General features: G+C 55.1%; 16 protein-coding genes. 12 read left to right on the forward strand and 4 right to left on the reverse strand.

Going from position 1 to position 20,014, the window contains the following annotated elements; genetic code table 11:
* The first annotated feature begins 13 nt into the window (after window positions 1–13).
* A complete protein-coding gene (locus Q4606_RS03420) occupies window positions 14–955 on the forward strand; it encodes a U32 family peptidase (RefSeq protein ID WP_303606663.1) in 942 nt (313 codons plus the stop codon).
* Here Q4606_RS03420 and Q4606_RS03425 read toward each other — a convergent pair.
* The 4 genes from Q4606_RS03425 to Q4606_RS03440 all read right to left on the reverse strand — a co-directional run bounded on the left by Q4606_RS03425 (window position 865) and on the right by Q4606_RS03440 (window position 4,736).
* Window positions 865–1,584: an MOSC domain-containing protein gene (locus Q4606_RS03425; protein ID WP_303606664.1), complete on the reverse strand. Its 720-nt coding sequence runs from the start codon at window positions 1,582–1,584 to the stop codon at window positions 865–867. The genes Q4606_RS03420 and Q4606_RS03425 overlap by 91 nt on opposite strands.
* 36 nt (window positions 1,585–1,620) lie before the next feature.
* Window positions 1,621–2,115, reverse strand: a complete 495-nt coding sequence (locus Q4606_RS03430) for an SCP2 domain-containing protein (protein ID WP_303606665.1) — start codon at window positions 2,113–2,115, stop codon at window positions 1,621–1,623.
* A 70-nt stretch (window positions 2,116–2,185) separates the two neighbouring features.
* On the reverse strand, window positions 2,186–2,857 hold the full coding sequence (gene narL, locus Q4606_RS03435) for a two-component system response regulator NarL (protein ID WP_303596589.1): 672 nt from the start codon (window positions 2,855–2,857) through the stop codon (window positions 2,186–2,188).
* 19 nt (window positions 2,858–2,876) lie between these two features.
* Window positions 2,877–4,736, reverse strand: coding sequence for a histidine kinase (locus Q4606_RS03440; protein WP_303606666.1), 1,860 nt, complete (start codon window positions 4,734–4,736; stop codon window positions 2,877–2,879).
* A 155-nt stretch (window positions 4,737–4,891) separates the two neighbouring features.
* On the opposite strand from Q4606_RS03440, the gene Q4606_RS03445 reads away from it, so the two are divergent.
* From Q4606_RS03445 to nosZ, 11 genes are all read left to right on the forward strand, one after another.
* Window positions 4,892–6,160 (forward strand): nitrate/nitrite transporter, encoded by a 1,269-nt coding sequence (locus Q4606_RS03445; protein WP_303606667.1) that lies wholly within the window; start codon window positions 4,892–4,894, stop codon window positions 6,158–6,160.
* 129 nt (window positions 6,161–6,289) lie between these two features.
* Window positions 6,290–10,033 (forward strand): nitrate reductase subunit alpha, encoded by a 3,744-nt coding sequence (locus Q4606_RS03450; protein WP_303606668.1) that lies wholly within the window; start codon window positions 6,290–6,292, stop codon window positions 10,031–10,033.
* On the forward strand, window positions 10,030–11,598 hold the full coding sequence (gene narH / locus Q4606_RS03455) for a nitrate reductase subunit beta (RefSeq protein ID WP_303596585.1): 1,569 nt from the start codon (window positions 10,030–10,032) through the stop codon (window positions 11,596–11,598). Before Q4606_RS03450 ends, narH begins: the two co-directional genes overlap by 4 nt.
* A 10-nt stretch (window positions 11,599–11,608) precedes the next feature.
* Entirely contained in the window at window positions 11,609–12,361 is a 753-nt protein-coding gene (narJ, locus tag Q4606_RS03460; protein WP_303596584.1) for a nitrate reductase molybdenum cofactor assembly chaperone, read from the forward strand.
* A 23-nt stretch (window positions 12,362–12,384) separates the two neighbouring features.
* Window positions 12,385–13,062, forward strand: coding sequence for a respiratory nitrate reductase subunit gamma (narI, locus tag Q4606_RS03465; RefSeq protein WP_303607004.1), 678 nt, complete (start codon window positions 12,385–12,387; stop codon window positions 13,060–13,062).
* A 67-nt stretch (window positions 13,063–13,129) separates the two neighbouring features.
* Complete coding sequence (locus Q4606_RS03470; RefSeq protein WP_303606669.1) at window positions 13,130–13,936, forward strand: peptidylprolyl isomerase; 807 nt, start codon at window positions 13,130–13,132, stop codon at window positions 13,934–13,936.
* A 181-nt stretch (window positions 13,937–14,117) separates the two neighbouring features.
* Window positions 14,118–14,867: a Crp/Fnr family transcriptional regulator gene (locus tag Q4606_RS03475; RefSeq protein WP_303607005.1), complete on the forward strand. Its 750-nt coding sequence runs from the start codon at window positions 14,118–14,120 to the stop codon at window positions 14,865–14,867.
* Between the two features lie 59 nt (window positions 14,868–14,926).
* On the forward strand, window positions 14,927–15,313 hold the full coding sequence (locus Q4606_RS03480) for a putative zinc-binding protein (RefSeq protein WP_303596582.1): 387 nt from the start codon (window positions 14,927–14,929) through the stop codon (window positions 15,311–15,313).
* A gap of 37 nt (window positions 15,314–15,350) precedes the next feature.
* Window positions 15,351–15,752 (forward strand): ribonucleotide reductase subunit alpha, encoded by a 402-nt coding sequence (locus Q4606_RS03485; protein ID WP_303606670.1) that lies wholly within the window; start codon window positions 15,351–15,353, stop codon window positions 15,750–15,752.
* Between the two features lie 169 nt (window positions 15,753–15,921).
* On the forward strand, window positions 15,922–18,027 hold the full coding sequence (nosR, locus tag Q4606_RS03490) for a transcriptional regulator NosR (protein ID WP_303607006.1): 2,106 nt from the start codon (window positions 15,922–15,924) through the stop codon (window positions 18,025–18,027).
* A gap of 78 nt (window positions 18,028–18,105) precedes the next feature.
* Window positions 18,106–20,001, forward strand: coding sequence for a TAT-dependent nitrous-oxide reductase (gene nosZ / locus Q4606_RS03495; protein ID WP_303606671.1), 1,896 nt, complete (start codon window positions 18,106–18,108; stop codon window positions 19,999–20,001).
* Window positions 20,002–20,014 lie beyond the last annotated feature (13 nt).

Raw genomic sequence — 20,014 nt, forward strand, 5'->3', positions numbered from 1 at the left:
GGCGGAGTAACCCATGATGAAGCTTTCTCTGGGCCCGATTCTCTGGTTCTGGTCCAAGCAAACCGTATTTGATTTTTACGCCAATGCAGCCGAATGGCCCGTAGATACTGTCTACCTCGGGGAAACCGTGTGCTCCCGCCGCCGGGAACTGAGGCTGGCGGACTGGCTGGACATTGCCGGCGTTCTCAAAGACGCCGGCAAACAGGTGGTGCTTTCAACGCAAACCCTGATCGAGTCCGAGGCGGATTTGCGGGCGCTGCGCAAAATATGCAGCCAGCAGGAGTATCTCGTTGAAGCCAACGACCAGAGTGCGCTGCAGTTGGCTACAGAGAACAAGTTGCCGTTTGTGACCGGTCCCTCGATGAATATCTATAACACCGCGACCCTGAAGCTGCTGGCGAAACAGGGGCTGAAAGGTTGGAACCTGCCAGTGGAACTGGGCCGTGAAACCCTGCGGCAATTGATTTCAGAGCTCAAAGCCGAAGGGCTGGATTTGCCGGCAGAAGTATTTGCCTGGGGCTTCTTGCCACTGGCCTGGTCGTCCCGCTGTTTTACTGCCCGCCATTACAATCTGCCCAAAGATAACTGTGAGTTCCGTTGCCTACAGCACCCTGATGGTATGGAACTGCGTTCACGGGAATCCCAGGAGCTGTTTCGTCTGAACGGGATTTCGACCCTGTCGGGTTCCCGCTACGATCTGATGCGGGAAATGCCGGACATGGAAGAAATGGGCGTGGCCACCGTGCGCCTGAGCCCGGAACATCAGGGTATGGCGGACGTGGTTCGCCGTTATGATCAGGTGCGCCGCGGCGAGGCTCCGGGCACAGATCCATTGCAGCTGGTGGAGGCGCCGCCCTGCAACGGTTACTGGTATGGCAAACCAGGTATGGATCTGGTTCCATCAAACAGCCGCCTCTCCCAATCCTCAACCTTGCCGGTTTCCAGCCGCTTTTGAGCCAGGCCGCGCAGATTAGGGGATAGCTGAGGTAGATTGGCCATCTCCATGAGGGCGACATGCTCCAGTGTGGCATCGTACAGAAGGGACAACACCCGGCTCAGGGGCCAGCTGGGGTTCGGCCGCTGTTCATGGGTAAGTGTGTCACCCCGGCGAACCAGCCCTGGCTGCATCACCCGGTAGTACCATCCTGTTCTGAGGCTGTTTTGCAGTCTTTGGGACATATCCGATATGCCAAAGCGCAGGTTCAGGCGCCAGCAGGGCTGGCGAGGCTGGGACACTTGAATCACTGCCTCGCCAAGCTTGAAAACATCGCCAACACAGACATCGGTTTCGGTAAAACCCTCGGTCACCAGATTTTCACCAAAGGCACCTGGCTTGCAATGGCTGGCGGCCAGCTCGGGAAGCTCTTTTCGCAATCTTGCGTAATGGTCTGACGCGAAGTGATGCAGGGCTTTTTCGGGCCCGCCATGGTGATTATTGTCACCTTGCTGGTCACCGCTCAGGCCGTTTGTGTTCAGGAAAGCGGAGTCCACTTCCTGTTTGTAGATGCCGGTATCAGTGTTGGTGCCGGCAAACGTTTTAAGTATGCCGAGCCTGAGTTCCCTGATAACAACGACTTTCGCCATTCGAATTCTCCAAAGTTTCCCGAAGCGGGATTGCGGTCAGAAGAAGAGCAGTTGGCGGATATTAAGGTTCCAATCAAGACTGTCCAGCAGGTTCTTTAAGCCCAGCCCCAGTTCGGTGTCCCCTTCAATCACCAGGCGACGCTGGAAAAAAAGTTGGTCAGGGTCTTGTCGCCGTTCGGCCAGGGTTTTGAAAGCAGAGAGAGAGCCCCGGATTGTCGCTTCACCTGCGCCTTCCAGCACCCGGAGCCGCCCTGCCCAAAAACCGAAGGTGATTCCCGGCTGACCACCGTTAACTTCCAGCCGGATGCGGCGCCCTTCAAAATCGTCAAATTCACCCTCGGCAATGGCGGTGGCGAAGATACGGTTCAGGGGCTCTTCCGCGACAAGCTGTTTTACAGGCATGGGCACTGCACGGTCTATAGCGCCGAGCAAAGGGGAGGGGGAGGGAAGATACTCGGAGAGCAGCGTCAGGGCGTCGCTTATCAAAGGGTTAGTGCGCAGTGGGAAGGCAGCAAGCGATGGCAGGGCCATAATCAACTCCGGGCAGTGAATTCGATCTGCCCAGAGTAACCAAAACCGCCAGTACTTGATTTGATATAGCTCAGCCCTTGTGCAGGCCCTCTTCGACAGCCCATACCGCGACTTCTACACGTGAGCGCAAGCTGAGCTTTTTAAGCAGGTGTTTTACGTGCACTTTTACCGTGCCGTCGCTGATGTCCAGCTTCCGACCGATCATCTTGTTGGACAGTCCTTCCGCGATAAGCCGGAGTATGTCTTTTTCCCGAGGTGTCAGGCTGTCAAAATCAGGTCGCGATGCCTGTTGTGGCTTGTTGGAACGCAAGGCCTCAGCAAGCAGTGTAGTTAGCCGGTCACTGATCACCATTTTGCCCACTGCAGCCTGGTGGAGCTGGGCGATCATATCTTCCGGTTCCATGTCTTTCAGAAGGTAGCCGTCGGCACCGGCACGCAGGGCAGCGACTACGTCGTCCTCCTGGTCAGAAACAGTAAACATGACGATGCGCGAGCTTACGTTCAGTTCCCGCAGTTTTTTCAGGGCATCGATGCCGCTGATTTCTGGCATGTTGAGGTCCATCAGGATGAGATCAGGTTCCAGTTCGGTCGCCAGCCGAATCCCATCTGTTGCGTTGCTGGCTTCACCAGCCACAACCATGTCGTCCTCCATCTCGACGAGCTGCTTGATACCTTGGCGCAGCAGTGGGTGGTCGTCGATCAGCAATATGCTTGCAGGTGTATCAGACGGTTTATCAGACATGGTACTTCGCTTCCTTTATTTAGGTACTTGATGTTTCGGTCGGGATCAGGTGTCGGCTTTTGGGGACGAACGTTAAACTGACTTCAACACCACCTTCTTCACGGTTTCGCACGGCAACCTGGCCCCCCAGTGTGCGCGCGCGGTCCTGCATGATAATCAAACCATAATGATTGGTCGGCTGCCCATTCTCGGGCAAACCTTTACCATTATCCTTTATTCTTGCTTTTACCTGGGGAGATTCAAACACTACCTCTACAAAAATTTCAGTGGCGTCAGCATGTTTAACTGCATTGGCAAGGCCTTCCCTTACGATCTGCAGGGTGTGAATCTCCTCATTGGGTGATAACGCCTGCGGCGGCAAGTTGTATGTCAGCTTTACGGGTTTTTCTAAACGGCCCGAGAACTCCTCGATGGTTTTGCGCAGCGCCGTTGCCAGGTCCGGTGTGTCCAGCTTCAGCCTGAACGTGGCCAACAACTCTCGAAGCTGGCGGTAGGCACTGTTCAAACCGGTACTCAATTCTTCCAGTATCGCGTCGTGAGCGGGTTTTTGGCTGCCCTCAATGTTAAGGCGGCGTAAACGAGCCACCTGCATTTTTAGATAAGACAGCGATTGGGCCAGGGAGTCGTGGAGTTCCCGCGCTATCACGGTGCGCTCTTCGGCCAGCGTAATCTGCTGCTGTTCGGTTATCTGTCGTTCGAGGAAAATAGCGGTAGCCAGTTGGTCACTGAGCGTCTCCAATAGGCGACGAGCAGTTTCAGAGAGGCCTTTGCCGGCAGGGTACCACACCTCCAGAGTGCCAAGGAGCCCGCTCGGGGTTCGGATAGGTAGCAACAGCCTGCGACCGTCGTGTTCTTCTATCGGGAGTTCGTCATAAATTTCCGATGTCACCAAGCAAGCGTTGCAGTGGTGGTCGCGACAATAGAAGGGCCGATCCGCTGACGCTGTTGTTACCGCCTGCACAGGTTCTGTTGACTCTTTATCGTGGAGATAGAGCAGAATTGGGCCGATGCCCAGAAGTTGTTCAAGTTCCTGCAGCATGGGAACCGCGCCACTGCAAAGGTCGTGATTAGCAAAAAGGTTACGGCTGGCGTTATGAAGTAACTGAAGCGCGGTATGGCTTTTTTCCAGCTCTTCGGTTTTGCTGCGGGCTCGCTCCTCAAGCTCGTAGTAGGTGAGAGCAAGTTCGCTGCTCATCTGATCAAACGCACTGCCCAGTTGTGCAAGTTCATCGGTTCCCTTCAGGTTTGCCTTACGGGAAAAGTCCTGTTCACCAACCGCCACAGCAATACTGACGAGCTTGCGCAGCGGCTTGAGAACCCGGTTTCTCAGATCAACGAACAGGGCAATGATGATCAACACAGAGAAAGCCAGGCTGATTATCTGGATAAGGTGCAACAGGTCGATTCGGGCTTCTGTCCGGCGCTCGAGCATGCTGACCAGCTGGTTTACCGAATCCACGTAGGCTTCTGTGGCCGCAACCATGTTGGCGCTGACCGGCAGCCCGTGTGGATGATTTTCCAGGCTAGGGCGCAGAGTCTGTTTCCAATAGGCCTGGATGGTGCGGTATTGGTTTGCCAAGGGGTGGTCTGCTGACCCCGGAATTGCCCGGGTAATCAGGTTGTCGGTCAGATTGTCTTCATATTCGGCGGCGAGGCTTTTGATGCTATTTGCTGAAGTAAGGCTATCCACCGGGCCTGCGGCATGAGCCAGCAAGCGGAAAGCGCCCATACGCAGCGCGCCTGCAAGGTTAATGGCGGTGGCGTTTCCTTCAATACTCTTCGAAACCGCAAGGGTCGTGGTCATGCTGACAAGCGCTGTCAACACCACGGCGCAAACAACGACAGCTATGCGATTAACAAGGGGGCTTCTGGATTTCATTGAATCTCGTCTTTACAGTCGCCGGGCCGGAATACCTCCTTGAGGATAGTCAATTACCCCAATGGTCGGTAACCCATCATAGTCTTTGACCTGCATCAGGGCAAAATCAGAAACTGAAAGGCAACGTAAAAGAATATTCACAAAGGCGTTGGCAAATGAGGTCTGAGGCGGATCAGGAGGATGAACGGCTGGCGTCACTTGCCGTGATTCTGCCGCTTGCGGTGACGGGGTTTGTTATCGCAGCGGGCTGTTGGACGCTATTTGCGGTAGCCGGGATCCACCTGCGCGCCGAATTAAGTCTCACTGATCTGCAATTCGGGCTACTGCTTGCTATGCCCATGGCGGTCAGCGCCGTATTGGCGGTTCCCGCCGGACTGGCAGCCCGAAAGTTTGGTGCGCGCCGCGTTATGCTCATTTGTCTCACCGGACTTGCCGTTTGCATGGTCATACTGCTGACAACGGACACCTTCCCCGGTTACCTCCTGGCGGCTGGGGGGCTTGGGTTGGCTGGCGGGTTTTATAGTGCCGGCTTACAGTTTGTAATCAGTAAATGCCAGAGTCATCAACTCGGACTTGTTCTTGGTATTTTTGGCTCAGGCGTTACCGGCGCAGGGTTTACCTATTATCTTGTCCCGCTATTTCACGAAGCTTTCTCCTGGCAAGGTGTTCCGCTTGCCTATCTGATTGTTCTTCTGCTTGTACTTGCACTTCTGATACTGCTTTCAGATCCGGAAGATGCGATTGCAGACCCGGAAACCGAAACCTCCATCCGGGTGCTGTTCCAACGCTTCAGGCGTCAGGGGGTCTGGCAGCATGGCGCATACTTCGGTGTCATTGCAGGAAGTTTTTTCGCCCTGGCGCTGTGGCTTCCAGACTATCTTTCTTCGCAATTCGAGCTGCAGGTTGGGTCCGGTGCCGGGCTTGCGCAATGGTTTATTCTTCCTGGGGCGTTGGCCCAGATTCTGGGCGGGGGTCTGTCCGATCTCCACGGCAGCCACCGAGTTATCGGCCGGTCACTTCTCGTCGGCCTGGCGGCACTGTTGGTATTGTCCTACCCGCCTATGACCTTGTTTATCCGGGGGGTGGATGCAACGATCGAGGTCGAATTTGCGTTGCCCATGATCGTTGAAAGCATCTTTGTGGTGGTACTCGGGGTGGCGCTTGGGTGTGCCATGGGTAGCCTGCAGAGAATTGTGATTATAGAAAGTCGCCAGAACGCTGCGTTTGTGGCTGGGTTGCTGTTGGTCAGTGCCTGTTCCGTGGCTTTTTTGTTGCCCGTTATTTTTGGTGCCGCAAATCACTGGCTGGGTGTTCGCAGTGCCGTGTTCATGATTCTGTTTTTGCTGCTGGGCCTCTGTCAGTTTTTGTATTCCCGCTTCAGTCGCCGCCAGGAGCGGCATGCTTTCCTCCAACCGGGGTTATAAGCCCTCTACCCCTTGAGTGGTAGGGGCGGGTTATGTGGTAGTAACCACGCAGATTTTGGGGTTGTTCTCCCACACAATGGTCTCAAATCGGAAAACGATCCGGTATACGGGTAGATGGAGAGTGAGACCATGAGTCATTTAATCGACAAGCTGAGTTACTTCAGCAAAAAGCGCGAATCCTTCGCGAACGGCCACGGCGAAACCCACGACGTAAATCGTGACTGGGAAGACAGTTACCGTCGACGCTGGCAGCACGATAAAATTGTGCGTTCTACTCACGGTGTAAACTGTACCGGCTCCTGCAGCTGGAAGATTTACGTCAAGAATGGTCTGGTCACCTGGGAGACCCAGCAGACCGACTACCCTCGTACCCGCCCGGATCTCCCGAACCATGAGCCCCGTGGCTGCCCTCGTGGTGCCAGCTATTCCTGGTACATGTACAGCGCCAACCGCCTTAAATACCCGCTGATGCGCAAGCATCTGATGAAGCTTTGGCGAGCTGCTCGCATGCAGTTCAACGACCCGGTTGAGGCCTGGGCTTCCATCGTGGAAGACCCGAAGAAAACCGCAGAGTATAAGCCCCGTCGCGGTATGGGTGGTTTCGTGCGCTCAGACTGGAACGAAGTCAACGAGCTGATCGGTGCGGCGAACGTTTATACAGCTAAAAAGCACGGCCCGGACCGTATCATCGGCTTCTCGCCGATTCCGGCCATGTCCATGGTGTCCTACGCTGCGGGCAGCCGTTACCTGTCGCTGATTGGCGGCGTGTGCCTGAGCTTCTACGACTGGTATTGCGATTTGCCACCGGCCTCCCCCCAAACCTGGGGTGAGCAGACCGATGTTCCTGAATCGGCAGACTGGTACAACTCCGGCTACATCATTGCCTGGGGTTCCAACGTACCCCAGACCCGTACTCCGGACGCCCACTTCTTTACCGAAGTGCGTTACAAAGGCACCAAGACTGTTGCCATTACCCCGGACTACGCCGAGGTCTCCAAGCTGTCAGATGAGTGGCTGAACCCCAAGCAGGGTACCGACGCCGCTCTGGGCATGGCCATGGGCCATGTCATCCTGAAAGAATTCCACATTGATAACCCCAGTGAGTACTTCACCGATTACGTACGTCGGTACACCGACATGCCGTATCTGGTAAAACTCGACAAAATGGAAGATGGCCGTTATGTACCTGGCCGGTTCTTGCGTGCCAGTGATCTGGTGGGTGGTCTGGGAGAAGAAAACAACCCGGAATGGAAAACCATTGCCATTGATGAAGCCACCAATGAGCTGACCGCACCTAACGGCTCTATCGGCTACCGTTGGGGCGAGAAGGGCAAGTGGAACCTCAAGCAGACAGCCAAGTCAGAAGAGGTGAGCTTGCAGTTGTCTATGGTCGAAAAGCACGACGAAGTGGTCGACGTTGCTTTCCCATACTTCGGTGGTATCAAGCACGATCACTTCAAGTCAGTTGAAATCAGCGACACGCTTACGCACAAGCTGGGCAGCCGCAAGGTTGAGCTGGCCGAGGGCGGCGAGTCCCACGTGGTTACCGTTTACGACCTGATGATGGCCAACTACGGCATCAGCCGTGGCCTGGGTGAAGACGACTGTGCAACTTCCTACGATCAGGTCAAGCCTTATACCCCGGCCTGGCAGGAGAAAATCACCGGCGTTCCCGCCGAGAAAGTGATTCGCATTGCCCGTGAGTTTGGTGATAACGCCCATAAGACCAAGGGCCGTTCCATGATCATCGTGGGTGCCGGTATGAACCACTGGTACCACATGGATATGAACTACCGTGCGTTGATCAATATGTTGATCATGTGTGGCTGTATTGGCCAAAGCGGTGGTGGCTGGTCTCACTATGTTGGCCAGGAAAAGCTGCGCCCGCAGACCGGCTGGCAACCGCTGGCCTTTGGTCTGGACTGGCAGCGTCCGCCGCGTCAGATGAACGGTTCCTCCTTCTTTTATGCACACTCTGGTCAGTGGCGCTACGAGAAGCTGGGTGTTGACGAAATTCTGTCGCCATTGGCGGACAAATCCAAATTTGGTGGCAGCCTGATTGACTATAACGTGCGCGCCGAGCGCATGGGCTGGTTGCCATCTGCACCGCAGCTTAATCGCAACCCGCTGGGCATTGCTGCCGAAGCTGAAAAGGCTGGCATGGAGGTTCCTGCGTACGTGACCCAGTCCATGAAGGACGGCTCACTGGCATTTGCCTCGGAAGATCCGGAAGCTCCGGAGAACCACCCGCGCAACATGTTTATCTGGCGCTCCAACCTACTGGGCTCGTCCGGTAAGGGCCACGAATACATGTTGAAATACCTGTTGGGCACCACCAGCGGGCTGCAGGGCAAGGATCTGGGCCACGACGGAGGTCTCAAGCCGCAGGAAGTGAAGTGGCACGATGAGGCGCCGGAAGGCAAGCTCGACCTGCTGGTTACGCTCGACTTCCGCATGTCCACTACATGCCTGTACTCAGATATCGTTCTGCCGACCGCGACCTGGTACGAGAAGAACGACCTGAACACTTCTGACATGCACCCGTTCATCCACCCGCTGACGGCGGCTACCGATCCTGCGTGGGAAGCCCGCAGTGACTGGGAAATCTACAAAGGCATTGCCAAGTCCTTCTCGAAAGCATCGGAAGGCCACCTGGGTGTCGAGAAAGATGTGGTTACCCTGCCGCTGATGCACGATGCCCCTGCGGAACTGGGCCAGCCGTTTGATGTGAAAGACTGGAAACGGGGCGAGTGCGACCTGGTTCCCGGCAAAACTGCGCCTAGCTTCATTACGGTTGAGCGGGATTACCCGAATACCTATGCCCGCTTCACCTCGCTTGGGCCATTGATGGACAAGTTGGGTAACGGTGGCAAAGGCATCAACTGGAACACCGAGAAAGAAGTCTCGTTCCTGGGTGATCTGAACTACAAGCACATCGAAGGCGCGAATGCCGGACGGCCGAAGATTGAGAGCGCCATAGATGCGGCAGAAGTGATTCTGACCCTGGCGCCGGAAACCAACGGTCAAGTGGCTGTGAAAGCCTGGAAGGCATTGTCTGAATTTACCGGGCTGGATCATTCCCACCTGGCACTGAACAAGGAAGACGAGAAGATCCGTTTCCGGGACATAGTGGCGCAGCCGCGCAAAATCATCTCCAGCCCGACCTGGTCTGGCCTGGAAGACGAGCATGTGTCCTACAACGCCGGCTACACCAACGTGCACGAACTGATTCCCTGGCGCACGCTGACAGGTCGTCAGCAGTTCTATCTGGATCACGAGTGGATGCGAGCCTTCGGCGAAAGCCTGCTGGTGTATCGCCCGCCCATCAACACCAAGGCGGCAGCACCGCTGCTGAATGCCAAGCCCAATGGCAATCCGGAGAAGGCGCTGAACTTCCTGACGCCGCACCAGAAGTGGGGTATCCACAGCACCTACAGCGACAACCTGCTGATGCTGACCCTGTCTCGCGGCGGCCCCATTGTGTGGCTGAGTGAAGACGATGCCCGTGATGTGGGTGTGGAAGATAACGACTGGGTAGAAGTGTTCAACGCCAACGGGTCTATTTCAGCCCGGGCGGTGGTTAGCCAGCGGGTCATGCCGGGCATGATGATGATGTACCACGCCCAGGAGCGGATTGTGAACATTCCCGGCTCGGAAATTACCGGCAGCCGCGGTGGCATTCACAACTCGGTAACCCGGGTATGCCCGAAGCCCACTCACATGATTGGTGGTTACGCGCAGTTCTCCTACGGCTTTAACTACTACGGAACCGTAGGCTCTAACCGTGACGAGTTTGTTGTGGTGCGCAAAATGAAGAACGTTGACTGGCTTGATGGCGAAGGCAACGACACTGTTCAGGAGGCTGTAAAATGAAAATCCGTTCCCAAGTAGGCATGGTGCTGAACCTGGACAAGTGCATCGGTTGCCATACCTGTTCAGTGACCTGTAAAAACGTGTGGACCAGCCGTGAAGGCATGGAGTACGCCTGGTTCAACAACGTCGAAACCAAGCCCGGTATTGGCTACCCGAAAGAGTGGGAGAACCAGGACAAGTGGAAAGGCGGCTGGATGCGCGATGCCAGTGGCAAGATCCGCCCCCGCATCGGCGGTCGCTTCCGGGTTTTGGCGAATATTTTTGCCAACCCCGACCTGCCGGAAATTGACGACTATTACGAGCCGTTTGATTTCGACTATCAACACCTGCACACCGCGGGCGACAGCAAGCACCAGCCGGTTGCACGGCCACGCTCGCTGATCTCCGGCAAGCGTATGCAAAAAATCGAGTGGGGCCCGAACTGGGAAGAAATCCTGGGCACCGAGTTTGCCAAGCGTCGCAAGGACAAGAACTTCGACCAGATTCAGGCCGATATCTACGGTCAGTTCGAAAGTACGTTCATGATGTATCTGCCGCGCCTGTGCGAGCACTGCCTCAACCCGACGTGTGTGGCCAGCTGCCCAAGTGGCGCTATCTACAAGCGGGAAGAAGACGGCATCGTACTGATCGATCAGGACAAGTGCCGTGGCTGGCGGATGTGTGTCTCCGGGTGCCCGTACAAGAAGATCTACTTCAACTGGAAAACCGGCAAGTCTGAAAAGTGCATCTTCTGCTACCCGCGTATTGAAGCTGGTATGCCGACCGTGTGCTCCGAGACCTGTGTAGGCCGAATCCGCTACCTCGGGGTGTTGCTTTACGATGCTGACCGCATTGAAGAAGTGGCCAGCACTCCGGGCGAGCACGAGCTCTATGAAAAGCAGCTGGAAATCTTCCTTGATCCCAACGATCCGAAAGTTATCGAGCAAGCCAGAAAAGACGGCGTGCCCATGAATGTGATCGAAGCCGCTCAGCGCAGCCCGGTTTACAAGATGGCCGTAGACTGGAAGCTGGCTCTGCCACTGCACCCAGAATACCGCACTCTGCCCATGGTCTGGTACGTGCCGCCTCTGAGCCCGATCCAGTCTGCCGCAGAAGCTGGCAAGGTTGAGTTCGACGGCGTGTTGCCGAAGATCGAAAGCCTGCGCATTCCGGTGAAGTACCTGGCCAACCTTCTTACCGCAGGGGACGAAAAGCCCATCGTTCGTGCGCTTAAACGCATCATGGCGATGCGCCTGTACAAGCGTGCAGAAACCGTTGAAGGCGTTGAAGACCTGCGAGCACTGGAGGAGGTCGGTCTGACTCAGGCCCAGGCGGATGAAATGTATCGTTATCTGGCCATTGCCGACTACGAAGACCGCTTCGTGATTCCTACCAGCCATCGTGAGTTGGCGAAGGAGGCCTTCCCGGACGCACATGGTGAGCGCGGTGGTTGTGGTTTCAGCTTTGGTGACGGCTGTAACGGCGACAGTGAATTCAACATGTTTGGTGGCCGTAAGCAGACCACCACCATGGTGCAGAAGCTGACGACAGTTAAGCAAGTCGACCCTAAACAGCTGCAGGAATAAGGAGGCCACGATGAAGCTATTAAAAGTACTGGCAAGAATTCTGGAGTATCCCACAGCGGAACTTCAGGCCTCCAAAGACGCCCTGGTTGCCGCTGTCCTTGAGGACAGCCGGCTGCCACGGAAAAACAAGGAGCAATTGCTCCAGTGTATCGACCGTCTGTGTGATGGGGATCTGCTGGACCTTGAAGAAGCTTACACGGGTACCTTCGACAAGGGCCGCGCCACATCGCTGTTGTTGTTTGAGCATGTGCATGGAGAGTCCCGGGATCGAGGTCAGGCGATGGTTGACCTGATGGAGCAGTATCGCGCCAACGGTCTGGAAATCGATGCCAAAGAGCTGCCGGATTACCTGCCGTTGTTCCTCGAATACCTTTCGACACGCCCTTGGGAAGAGATCCAGAACTGGTTGGAAGACATCCACCATATTCTTGGCCTTCTGGGAGAGCGGCTGTACCAGCGCGAAAGTATTTACCACGTAGCTATGGATTCACTGCTGGAGCTGTCGGGCCGTGCGACGGATCGTCAGGAACTGGCGCAGATCGTAGCCTCGGAGGAGCGCGACGATACGCCTGAGGCTCTGGACAAGGTCTGGGAAGAGGAAATGGTGAAGTTTGTGGATGACCAGGGCAGTTCCTGCAATACGGGCGGGGTTGTTGGCCAGCGTCGCCGTGAACTGGAACAGACCCAGACCATTCACCTCAGTGATCATCTGATGACGGATGTGACGCCCGCTCAGGCGCGTGCCGCCGCGAGAGACGCCTGACGGCGCAGGAGGAGACCAAGATGATGTCTTATCTGAATACACTGATTTTCGGGATTTATCCGTACATCGCCCTGCTAGTGCTGGTTCTCGGCACCTGGGCGCGATATGACCAGTCGCAGTTCACCTGGAGAGCTCAGTCCAGCCAGATACTGCGCAAGAAAAATATGGTTCTGGCCAGCGTGTTGTTCCACGTGGGCATCCTGGTGATCTTTTTCGGCCATCTGGTTGGCCTGCTGACGCCGCACTTTGTTTACGAGCCGTTCATGAGCGCGGGAACCAAACAGGTGCTGGCTATTGTGGTGGGTGGCATTGCCGGAGTCATGTGCCTGATAGGGGGTGCCATGCTGGCCTATCGCCGGTTGACGGACCCCAGAGTCCAGGCTAGCAGCACCTTCGCCGATAACATGATCATCATCGTGCTGGTGGTTCAGGTAGTGTTGGGGCTGTTGACCATTCTGCCAACACTCGGTCACCTTGATGGCAGCACCATGCTGTTGCTGGCGGGTTGGGCTCAAAGCATCTTCACCTTCCAGGGCGGAGCGGCTGAATACATGGTTGGCGTAGGCTGGATCTACAAGCTCCATATCTTTCTGGGCCTGACCATCTTTGTTCTCTTCCCGTTCACCCGGTTGGTTCACATGCTGAGTGTGCCGCTGGAGTATTTCGGGCGGAAGTATCAGGTGGTTCGCAAGCGGGCGTAAAGGTAAAAATGCCCCCGCTTCCAACACAGGAGGCCGGGGGCAATGAACGTATCTACGGAGACCTACCATGCAACTCATCCCCACCGGTGAAGCCGAAAAACCCAGAAATCAGTTTCCACCCGTTTATGTGGGTGAAACTCTGATATCCGAAGAGGATATCGCCCGTGAACTGCAACACCATCCTGCCGAAGAAGTCGTCGAGGCCTGGCACGACGCCGCAAAGAGTCTCGTTATCCGTGAGCTTCTGCTACAACAGGCCAGGATACTGAAGCTGCCAGAAGATCTGGATGAGGAATCGGCCATCGCTCGGGTACTGGAGTTGGAACTTGATGTGCCGGAGCCAAGCGACGAGGATTGCGAGCGTTTTCACGCTGCGAATCCTGGCCGTTTTCGCAGCCCGACGCTGATGGCTGTCAGCCACATTTTGCTGGCTGCTGCACCGGACGATGTGCAGGAGCGCATGCGCCAGGAGGAGGTTGGGCGACAGTTGCTGTCCTCCCTGCTTGAAGGTCGTGCCCAGTTTGCGCCGCTGGCGAAGCAATACTCTGCCTGCGAATCTCGTCATCAGGGCGGTGGTTTGGGTCAGATCAGCAAAGGCCAGACTGTTGAAGAGTTTGAACGGCCGGTTCTTTCGCTCAAAGAAGGGCTTAACCCCGAACTGATTGAAAGCCGCTATGGCTGGCACATAGTGCGCGTAGATCAGCGTATTGATGGCGAGCAACTGCCCTACGAGCACGTGAAGCCGCAAATCCGGCAATACCTGAGCGAGAGCGTAACCCGGCGCGCCTTCCGGCAGTACCTGCAGGTTCTGGCGGCTGAGACGGGCGTGAAGGGTGTCGATCTTGAGATCCCCGACTCTCCGTTGATGCAGTAAGTGTCTTGCGCTGATCCGCGCCAGATGGTGGGAGTATTGATAGCAATGAAAACTATTGATATAGGTCAGTTTGTCAAAATTAAACGCCATTCTACCCCTATGGGGGGAGCGATTTTTCGGGCGTATCCTTCTATTATCATAAACATCATTTTGAATGCATGATATGAAAGAGGATAAGACAATGGTGGCGATGCAATCTGCGGAAACCCGCTACGCCAAGCCGGTTCTGGTGGCTATCAATACTCTGGCTGACGATGAAAACGGGCTGGAGCCGCTGCGCAGCCATGCCCTTTTCAATACGTTCTCAGACGGGGATCTGCAGAGCCTTATTCTGCAATCCCGTCGTCTTCGCCTTGGGCATCATCAGTTGCTTTATCGGCAGGATATGCCGGCCCACCATTTCTTCTTTGTTATATCAGGGCGGCTGAGGTTATACCGGCTGGACTCATCCGGGGTTGACCGCACGCTCGACAGCATTGCCCCCGGAGACTGTTTTGCGGAGGTTATGATCTATGCAGATCCTGCCCACTATGCCTGCTACGCCGAAGCGCTGAAATCCAGCGAAGTTCTGATGATTCCGGTCAAGGCCTACCAGGAAATGCTGGAACGGAAACCGGAATATGCCAACGCGGCCCTACGTCACTACGCCAAACGAGCGGTATCCAGATTCCATGATCTGGAAATCATGACGGTTCAGAATGCCCGTGACCGGCTGATCCGTTACCTGATAGACCTGCTGCCGAACGGCGCGGCTGAGGGTGGCGAGGTCGAGTTGCCACTGCCGAAATGCCTGGTCGCATCCCGCCTCGCAATGCAGCCTGAAACCTTTTCGCGGATTCTGGCAGATCTTAAATCCAACGGGTTGGTTCGGGTCAACCGCAGCAAACTGTACATCTCCGACCCCAAGCGATTGATCGAAATCAGCCAGTAATCTGGCCGACTTTCGGTTCAGTCAGCATTCAAGCCTCCAGGCTATGCAGAGGAGGAATTGTGAAAGCAAGAAAGCAGCGCCCATTAATCTATTCCTGTTCCGGTTGCTCCGACGTGGCGCAACTTGCGAACAACACAGCGGTAAAGCTGGATCACGCCGGTGAATTCGAAATGTCCTGCATTTCCGGCGTGGGTGGCAAGGTGCCCGCCCTCGTAAAAACGGCTCAATCCGGGCGCCCCATTACGGTGATTGATGGTTGCCCTCTGCATTGTGCAAGGGCATGCCTGGAAAACATCGGTGTAGAGGCGGATGACCATGTGCGCCTCTACGAGTTCGGCTTTAAAAAGCACTATGGCCAGAGTTATGGCGACGAGGCCGTCGACGAGGTCTGCGAGGAAGTTCTGCGGCGCAGGGACGCTCAAATTTTGATTACCCGTCAGGCTTAATCAGTGCCTGAATGTTTCAACCAAGGATATTGTGTTCATGATTAGTAGTTACAGTGATCTGATCAAAGCAACCGAAAGCGAGCAAGAACCCCAGCGCCTGTTGTTCGTTTTTTGCCGTGCAGAACTGCCGGATGATGCTTCCGCGGAAGAGAAGGCGGCATTTGAGCGTGGTGAGGGCGGTGCCCTTACGCCGGTTATTTGTGTCGATAAGGCACCACAAGAAGCCTCAGAGTTTTCCGCTCTGGTTGAAGAATCCCGGACCACGGGCCAGTCATGGGATGTGGTTTTTGTTGCCGCCATGTCCGGCAGGGGCGGTACCCCACCGTCTTCAGATGAAGCTCAGCAGCCAATGACCATGATGGTGGAGTCAATCCGCATGGGACATATCAGCAACTACTTGCCTCTGGATACTGAAGGAAACGCAGTCAACCTCGGCTGAATCGACCTGTTCCCCCGATTCTGGGGGAGGGTGTATCCATATAGAGGTATTTGATTTGTTTCTAAAGTGCCTAGGCTGATTAATTCAGGTTTGGGTGTTTCGCTGTTTCAGTCGGGGGCTGGTTTTGAACGTTCTTTTTCGAACTGTGTTTTGCGGATTTATCTTGCTGCTGGCAACTGCGCCTCTGGCTCAAGCCGAACCAGTTGCTCAGTACGAGCCGGTTGCCGGGCGTCAGGTTATTCAGAAGGCGTTCCCGGAAGTGACCCGGTATGAGCCCCGGGAAAATAACCGGGCCATTCAGGAGTTATATGCCGGTGACGAGCTGAAAGGCTACGCTTACCAATCCCTCGATTTTGTTCAGACCCCCGCCTATTCCGGTAAGCCACTAAACGCCATGGTTGTGTTGGATACTGAAGGCACTATTCGCTTTACCAAAGTGATCCACCACGACGAGCCCATACTTCTGGTGGGCATCCCTGAGAGTAAGCTACACGCTTTTACCGACCAGTATGCTGGCCTGAAGGCCGATCAGAGAGTAACCGTAGGCGGCACGTCAACCGAGCGCAAGGTTGCGGTTGATGGCCTCTCCGGTGCAACGGTAACTGTGATGGTGGTTAGTGAAGTGATCATGCGCACCGCCCACCGGGTGGGTGTTGAGCTGGGCCTGGTGGAAGGCAGTGGCACCAAGCGCCCGCCAAAGGCTGAGGTGGTCAAGGACGGTTTTCAGCCCCGTACCTGGGAAGAGCTGACCGGTGATGGCTCGATTCGTCGCATGCTCCTTACCAAGGGTCAGGTTGATGATTCGTTCAAGGGTACCGAGGCCGAAGGTGTCGAAACGGCTGCGCCTGATGAAAGAAATGATCCGCTGATCGATCTGTACACGGCTTATCTGGATACACCGACGATTGGCCGGAACCTGCTCGGTGAAAGCCAATACGAGTGGTTAATGTCCGAACTGAAGGAAGGAGAGCAGGCGATCGCCGTTATGGCCAGCGGTGAATATTCCTTTAAAGGCTCAGGCTATGTGCGCGGCGGTATTTTTGACCGGGTTCAGATCCGCCAGTACGGGGATACATTCAATTTCCGCGATCTGGATTTTTACCGGCTCAGCGATGTTTACGCTGAGGGTATGCCTGATTTCAAGGAAATGGCGATTTTTATCGTCCGGCAGCAGCACAACTTTGATCCAGGTACACCCTGGACTCTTGAATTAACTGTAAAGCGCCAGACTGGTCCTTTGGACAGCGAGTTTCAGGTATTTCCCCTGGAGTATCAGTTGCCGGATCAGTATTACACCCGCGCAGAGCCGGTGCTGACTGAAGAAGAGTGGCTTGAAGCACAGCCTTTATGGGTGCAGGTCTGGTATCAGCGCCAGTTCCAGGTGGTCGTGCTGGGTATCGGTATTGGTGTGCTGCTACTGATTCTGTTCTTCCAGGACTGGCTGGTGAAAAAGCCGAAGATTACGCGCTGGATCCGTCATGCGTTCCTTACCTACACACTGTTCTTCATTGGTTGGTATGCGTTGGGCCAATTGTCGATCGTCAACGTTCTGGCCTTTGTGCACAGCCTGGTCAGTGGCTTCACCTGGGAAACCTTCCTGATTGATCCGATTATCTTTGTGCTCTGGGCAGCTGTGGCCGGCATCGTCTTACTTTGGGGCAGGGCTGTCTACTGTGGCTGGCTGTGTCCGTTTGGAGCCTTGCAGGAACTGATCAACGAGATTGCACGCAAGTTCAAGGTGCCCCAGTACACCGTGCCCTGGCCTATTCACGAACGTCTGTGGGCCTTGAAATACATCATTTTGTTGGTGTTGTTCGGGGTATCGCTGGACTCCCTGGCGACCGCCGAGAAGATGGCGGAAGTCGAGCCCTTCAAAACCGCGATCACCCTGCATTTTGATCGCAGCTGGCCGTTTGTGACCTACGCGGTGGTGCTGCTCGTGGTGAATGTTTTCACCCGTAAAGTGTTCTGCCGTTATATGTGCCCATTGGGTGCTGCATTGGCATTACCCACCAAACTGCGTGTTTTCGACTGGCTGAAGCGCCGCAAGGAGTGCGGTAATCCTTGCCGCCTTTGCGATAAAGAGTGTGAAGTTCAGGCCATCCATCCCGACGGCACCATCAACTACCAGGAATGCCATTATTGCCTGGATTGTCAGATGACCTATTTCGATGACCACAAATGCCCACCGCTGATCGTCAAGCGCCGGGGTAAACGTCGTGGCCACAATGCACCGGGCCACCCGGAAGAGATTCCAGTGGTTCAGGTGACTTAGCAAAGCAAAAAACCAAAAACGAAAAAAACCAAAAAAATAGAAATAGAACCGCCATTACCAATAACGGAGTTGAATGTTATGAAAAAGACAGATGAGTTCGAAAAGGACATGCCGGAAAGTGGTGAAAGCGGCCTGAGCCGCCGCCGTTTCCTGGGCGCCACGGCGCTGGCTGGTGCAGTTGGTGCCGCTGGCCTCGGCAGTGCGGTAATGACTCGTGAATCTTTCGCCGCTGCCGCGAAGGAAGCCCAGAACAAGATCCATGTAGGGCCAGGTGAGCTGGACGAGTACTACGGTTTCTGGAGTGGTGGCCATCAGGGCGAAGTGCGTGTTCTTGGCGTGCCGTCGATGCGTGAGTTGATGCGGATTCCGGTCTTTAACGTTGATTCAGCGACGGGCTGGGGTATTACCAACGAAAGTAAGGACGTTCTTGGCCACGACAACAAGTTCCTGAATGGCGACTGTCACCATCCGCACGTTTCCATGACCGATGGTCGTTATGATGGCAAGTACTTGTTCATCAACGATAAAGCCAACACTCGCGTAGCCCGTATCCGTCTGGATATCATGAAGTGCGACAAGATTACCCACATTCCGAACGTGCAGGCCATTCACGGCTTGCGTTTGCAGAAGGTGCCGCACACCAAATATGTATTCTGTAACGCGGAATATGTGATTCCGCACCCCAACGATGGTAGCGACTTCTCGATGGAGAACAGCTACACCATGTTTAACGCACTGGATGCGGAAACCATGGAAGTAGCCTGGCAGGTTATTGTTGACGGCAACCTGGATAACACCGACGCCGACTACACTGGTAAATACGCGGCGTCTACCTGCTACAACTCCGAGAAAGCAGCCGACTTGGCCGGCACTATGCGCAACGACCGCGACTGGGTGGTTGTATTCAACGTTGAGCGCATCGAAGAAGCTGTGAAGAATGGGGACTTCAAAACGTTGGGCGATTCCAAGGTTCCTGTGGTCGATGGTCGTGGTAAATCCAGGCTCACCCGGTACATTCCTGTGCCCAAGAACCCGCACGGTGTGAACACCTCACCTGACGGCAAGTACTTCATTGCCGCGGGTAAGCTGTCGCCCACTTGTACGGTGATCGCGATCGATAAGCTGGACGATGTGTTTGATGACAAAATTGAACTTCGTGATGTCGTTGTTGCTGAGCCGGAGCTGGGTCTTGGGCCTCTGCACACCACTTACGATGGCCGTGGTAATGCCTATACCACGCTGTTTATTGACAGCCAGGTAGCCAAGTGGAACATCGCTGACGCCATCAAGCACTACAACGGTGAAGACGTTAACTACCTGCGCCAGAAGCTGGATGTGCATTACCAGCCAGGCCATAACCATGCGTCTTTGACCGAATCCCGGGATGCCGATGGCAAGTGGCTGGTCGTATTGTCGAAATTCTCGAAAGACCGGTTTCTGCCAGTTGGCCCGCTACACCCGGAGAACGATCAGCTGATCGATATTTCCGGGGACGAGATGAAGCTGGTTCACGATGGCCCTGCGTTCGCCGAGCCGCATGACTGCATTATGGTTCGCCGTGACCAGATCAAGACTCAGAAGGTTTACAAGCGTGACGATCCTTACTTCGCCAGCGCCCGTGCTCAGGCGGAGAAGGACGGTATTACTCTGGAAGCCGATAACAAGGTAGTTCGTGACGGTAACAAGGTTCGCGTATACATGACGTCGGTTGCACCCATGTATGGCATGACTGAGTTCAAGGTGAAGCAGGGTGATGAGGTGACTGTGTATGTTACCAACCAGGATACCATCGAAGATGTGACTCATGGTTTCTCTATGGTGAACCATGGCGTGAGTATGGAGATCAGCCCGCAGCAGACGTCTTCGGTTACCTTCGTTGCGGATAAGCCGGGCGTTCATTGGTATTACTGCAACTGGTTCTGTCACGCTCTGCACATGGAGATGACGGGTCGGATGTTGGTAGAGAAGGCCTGATTTAGTAGATATG

The sequence above is a fragment of the Marinobacter sp. 1_MG-2023 genome, assembly GCF_030549045.1.
In the GTDB taxonomy this organism is placed as follows: Bacteria; Pseudomonadota; Gammaproteobacteria; order Pseudomonadales; family Oleiphilaceae; genus Marinobacter.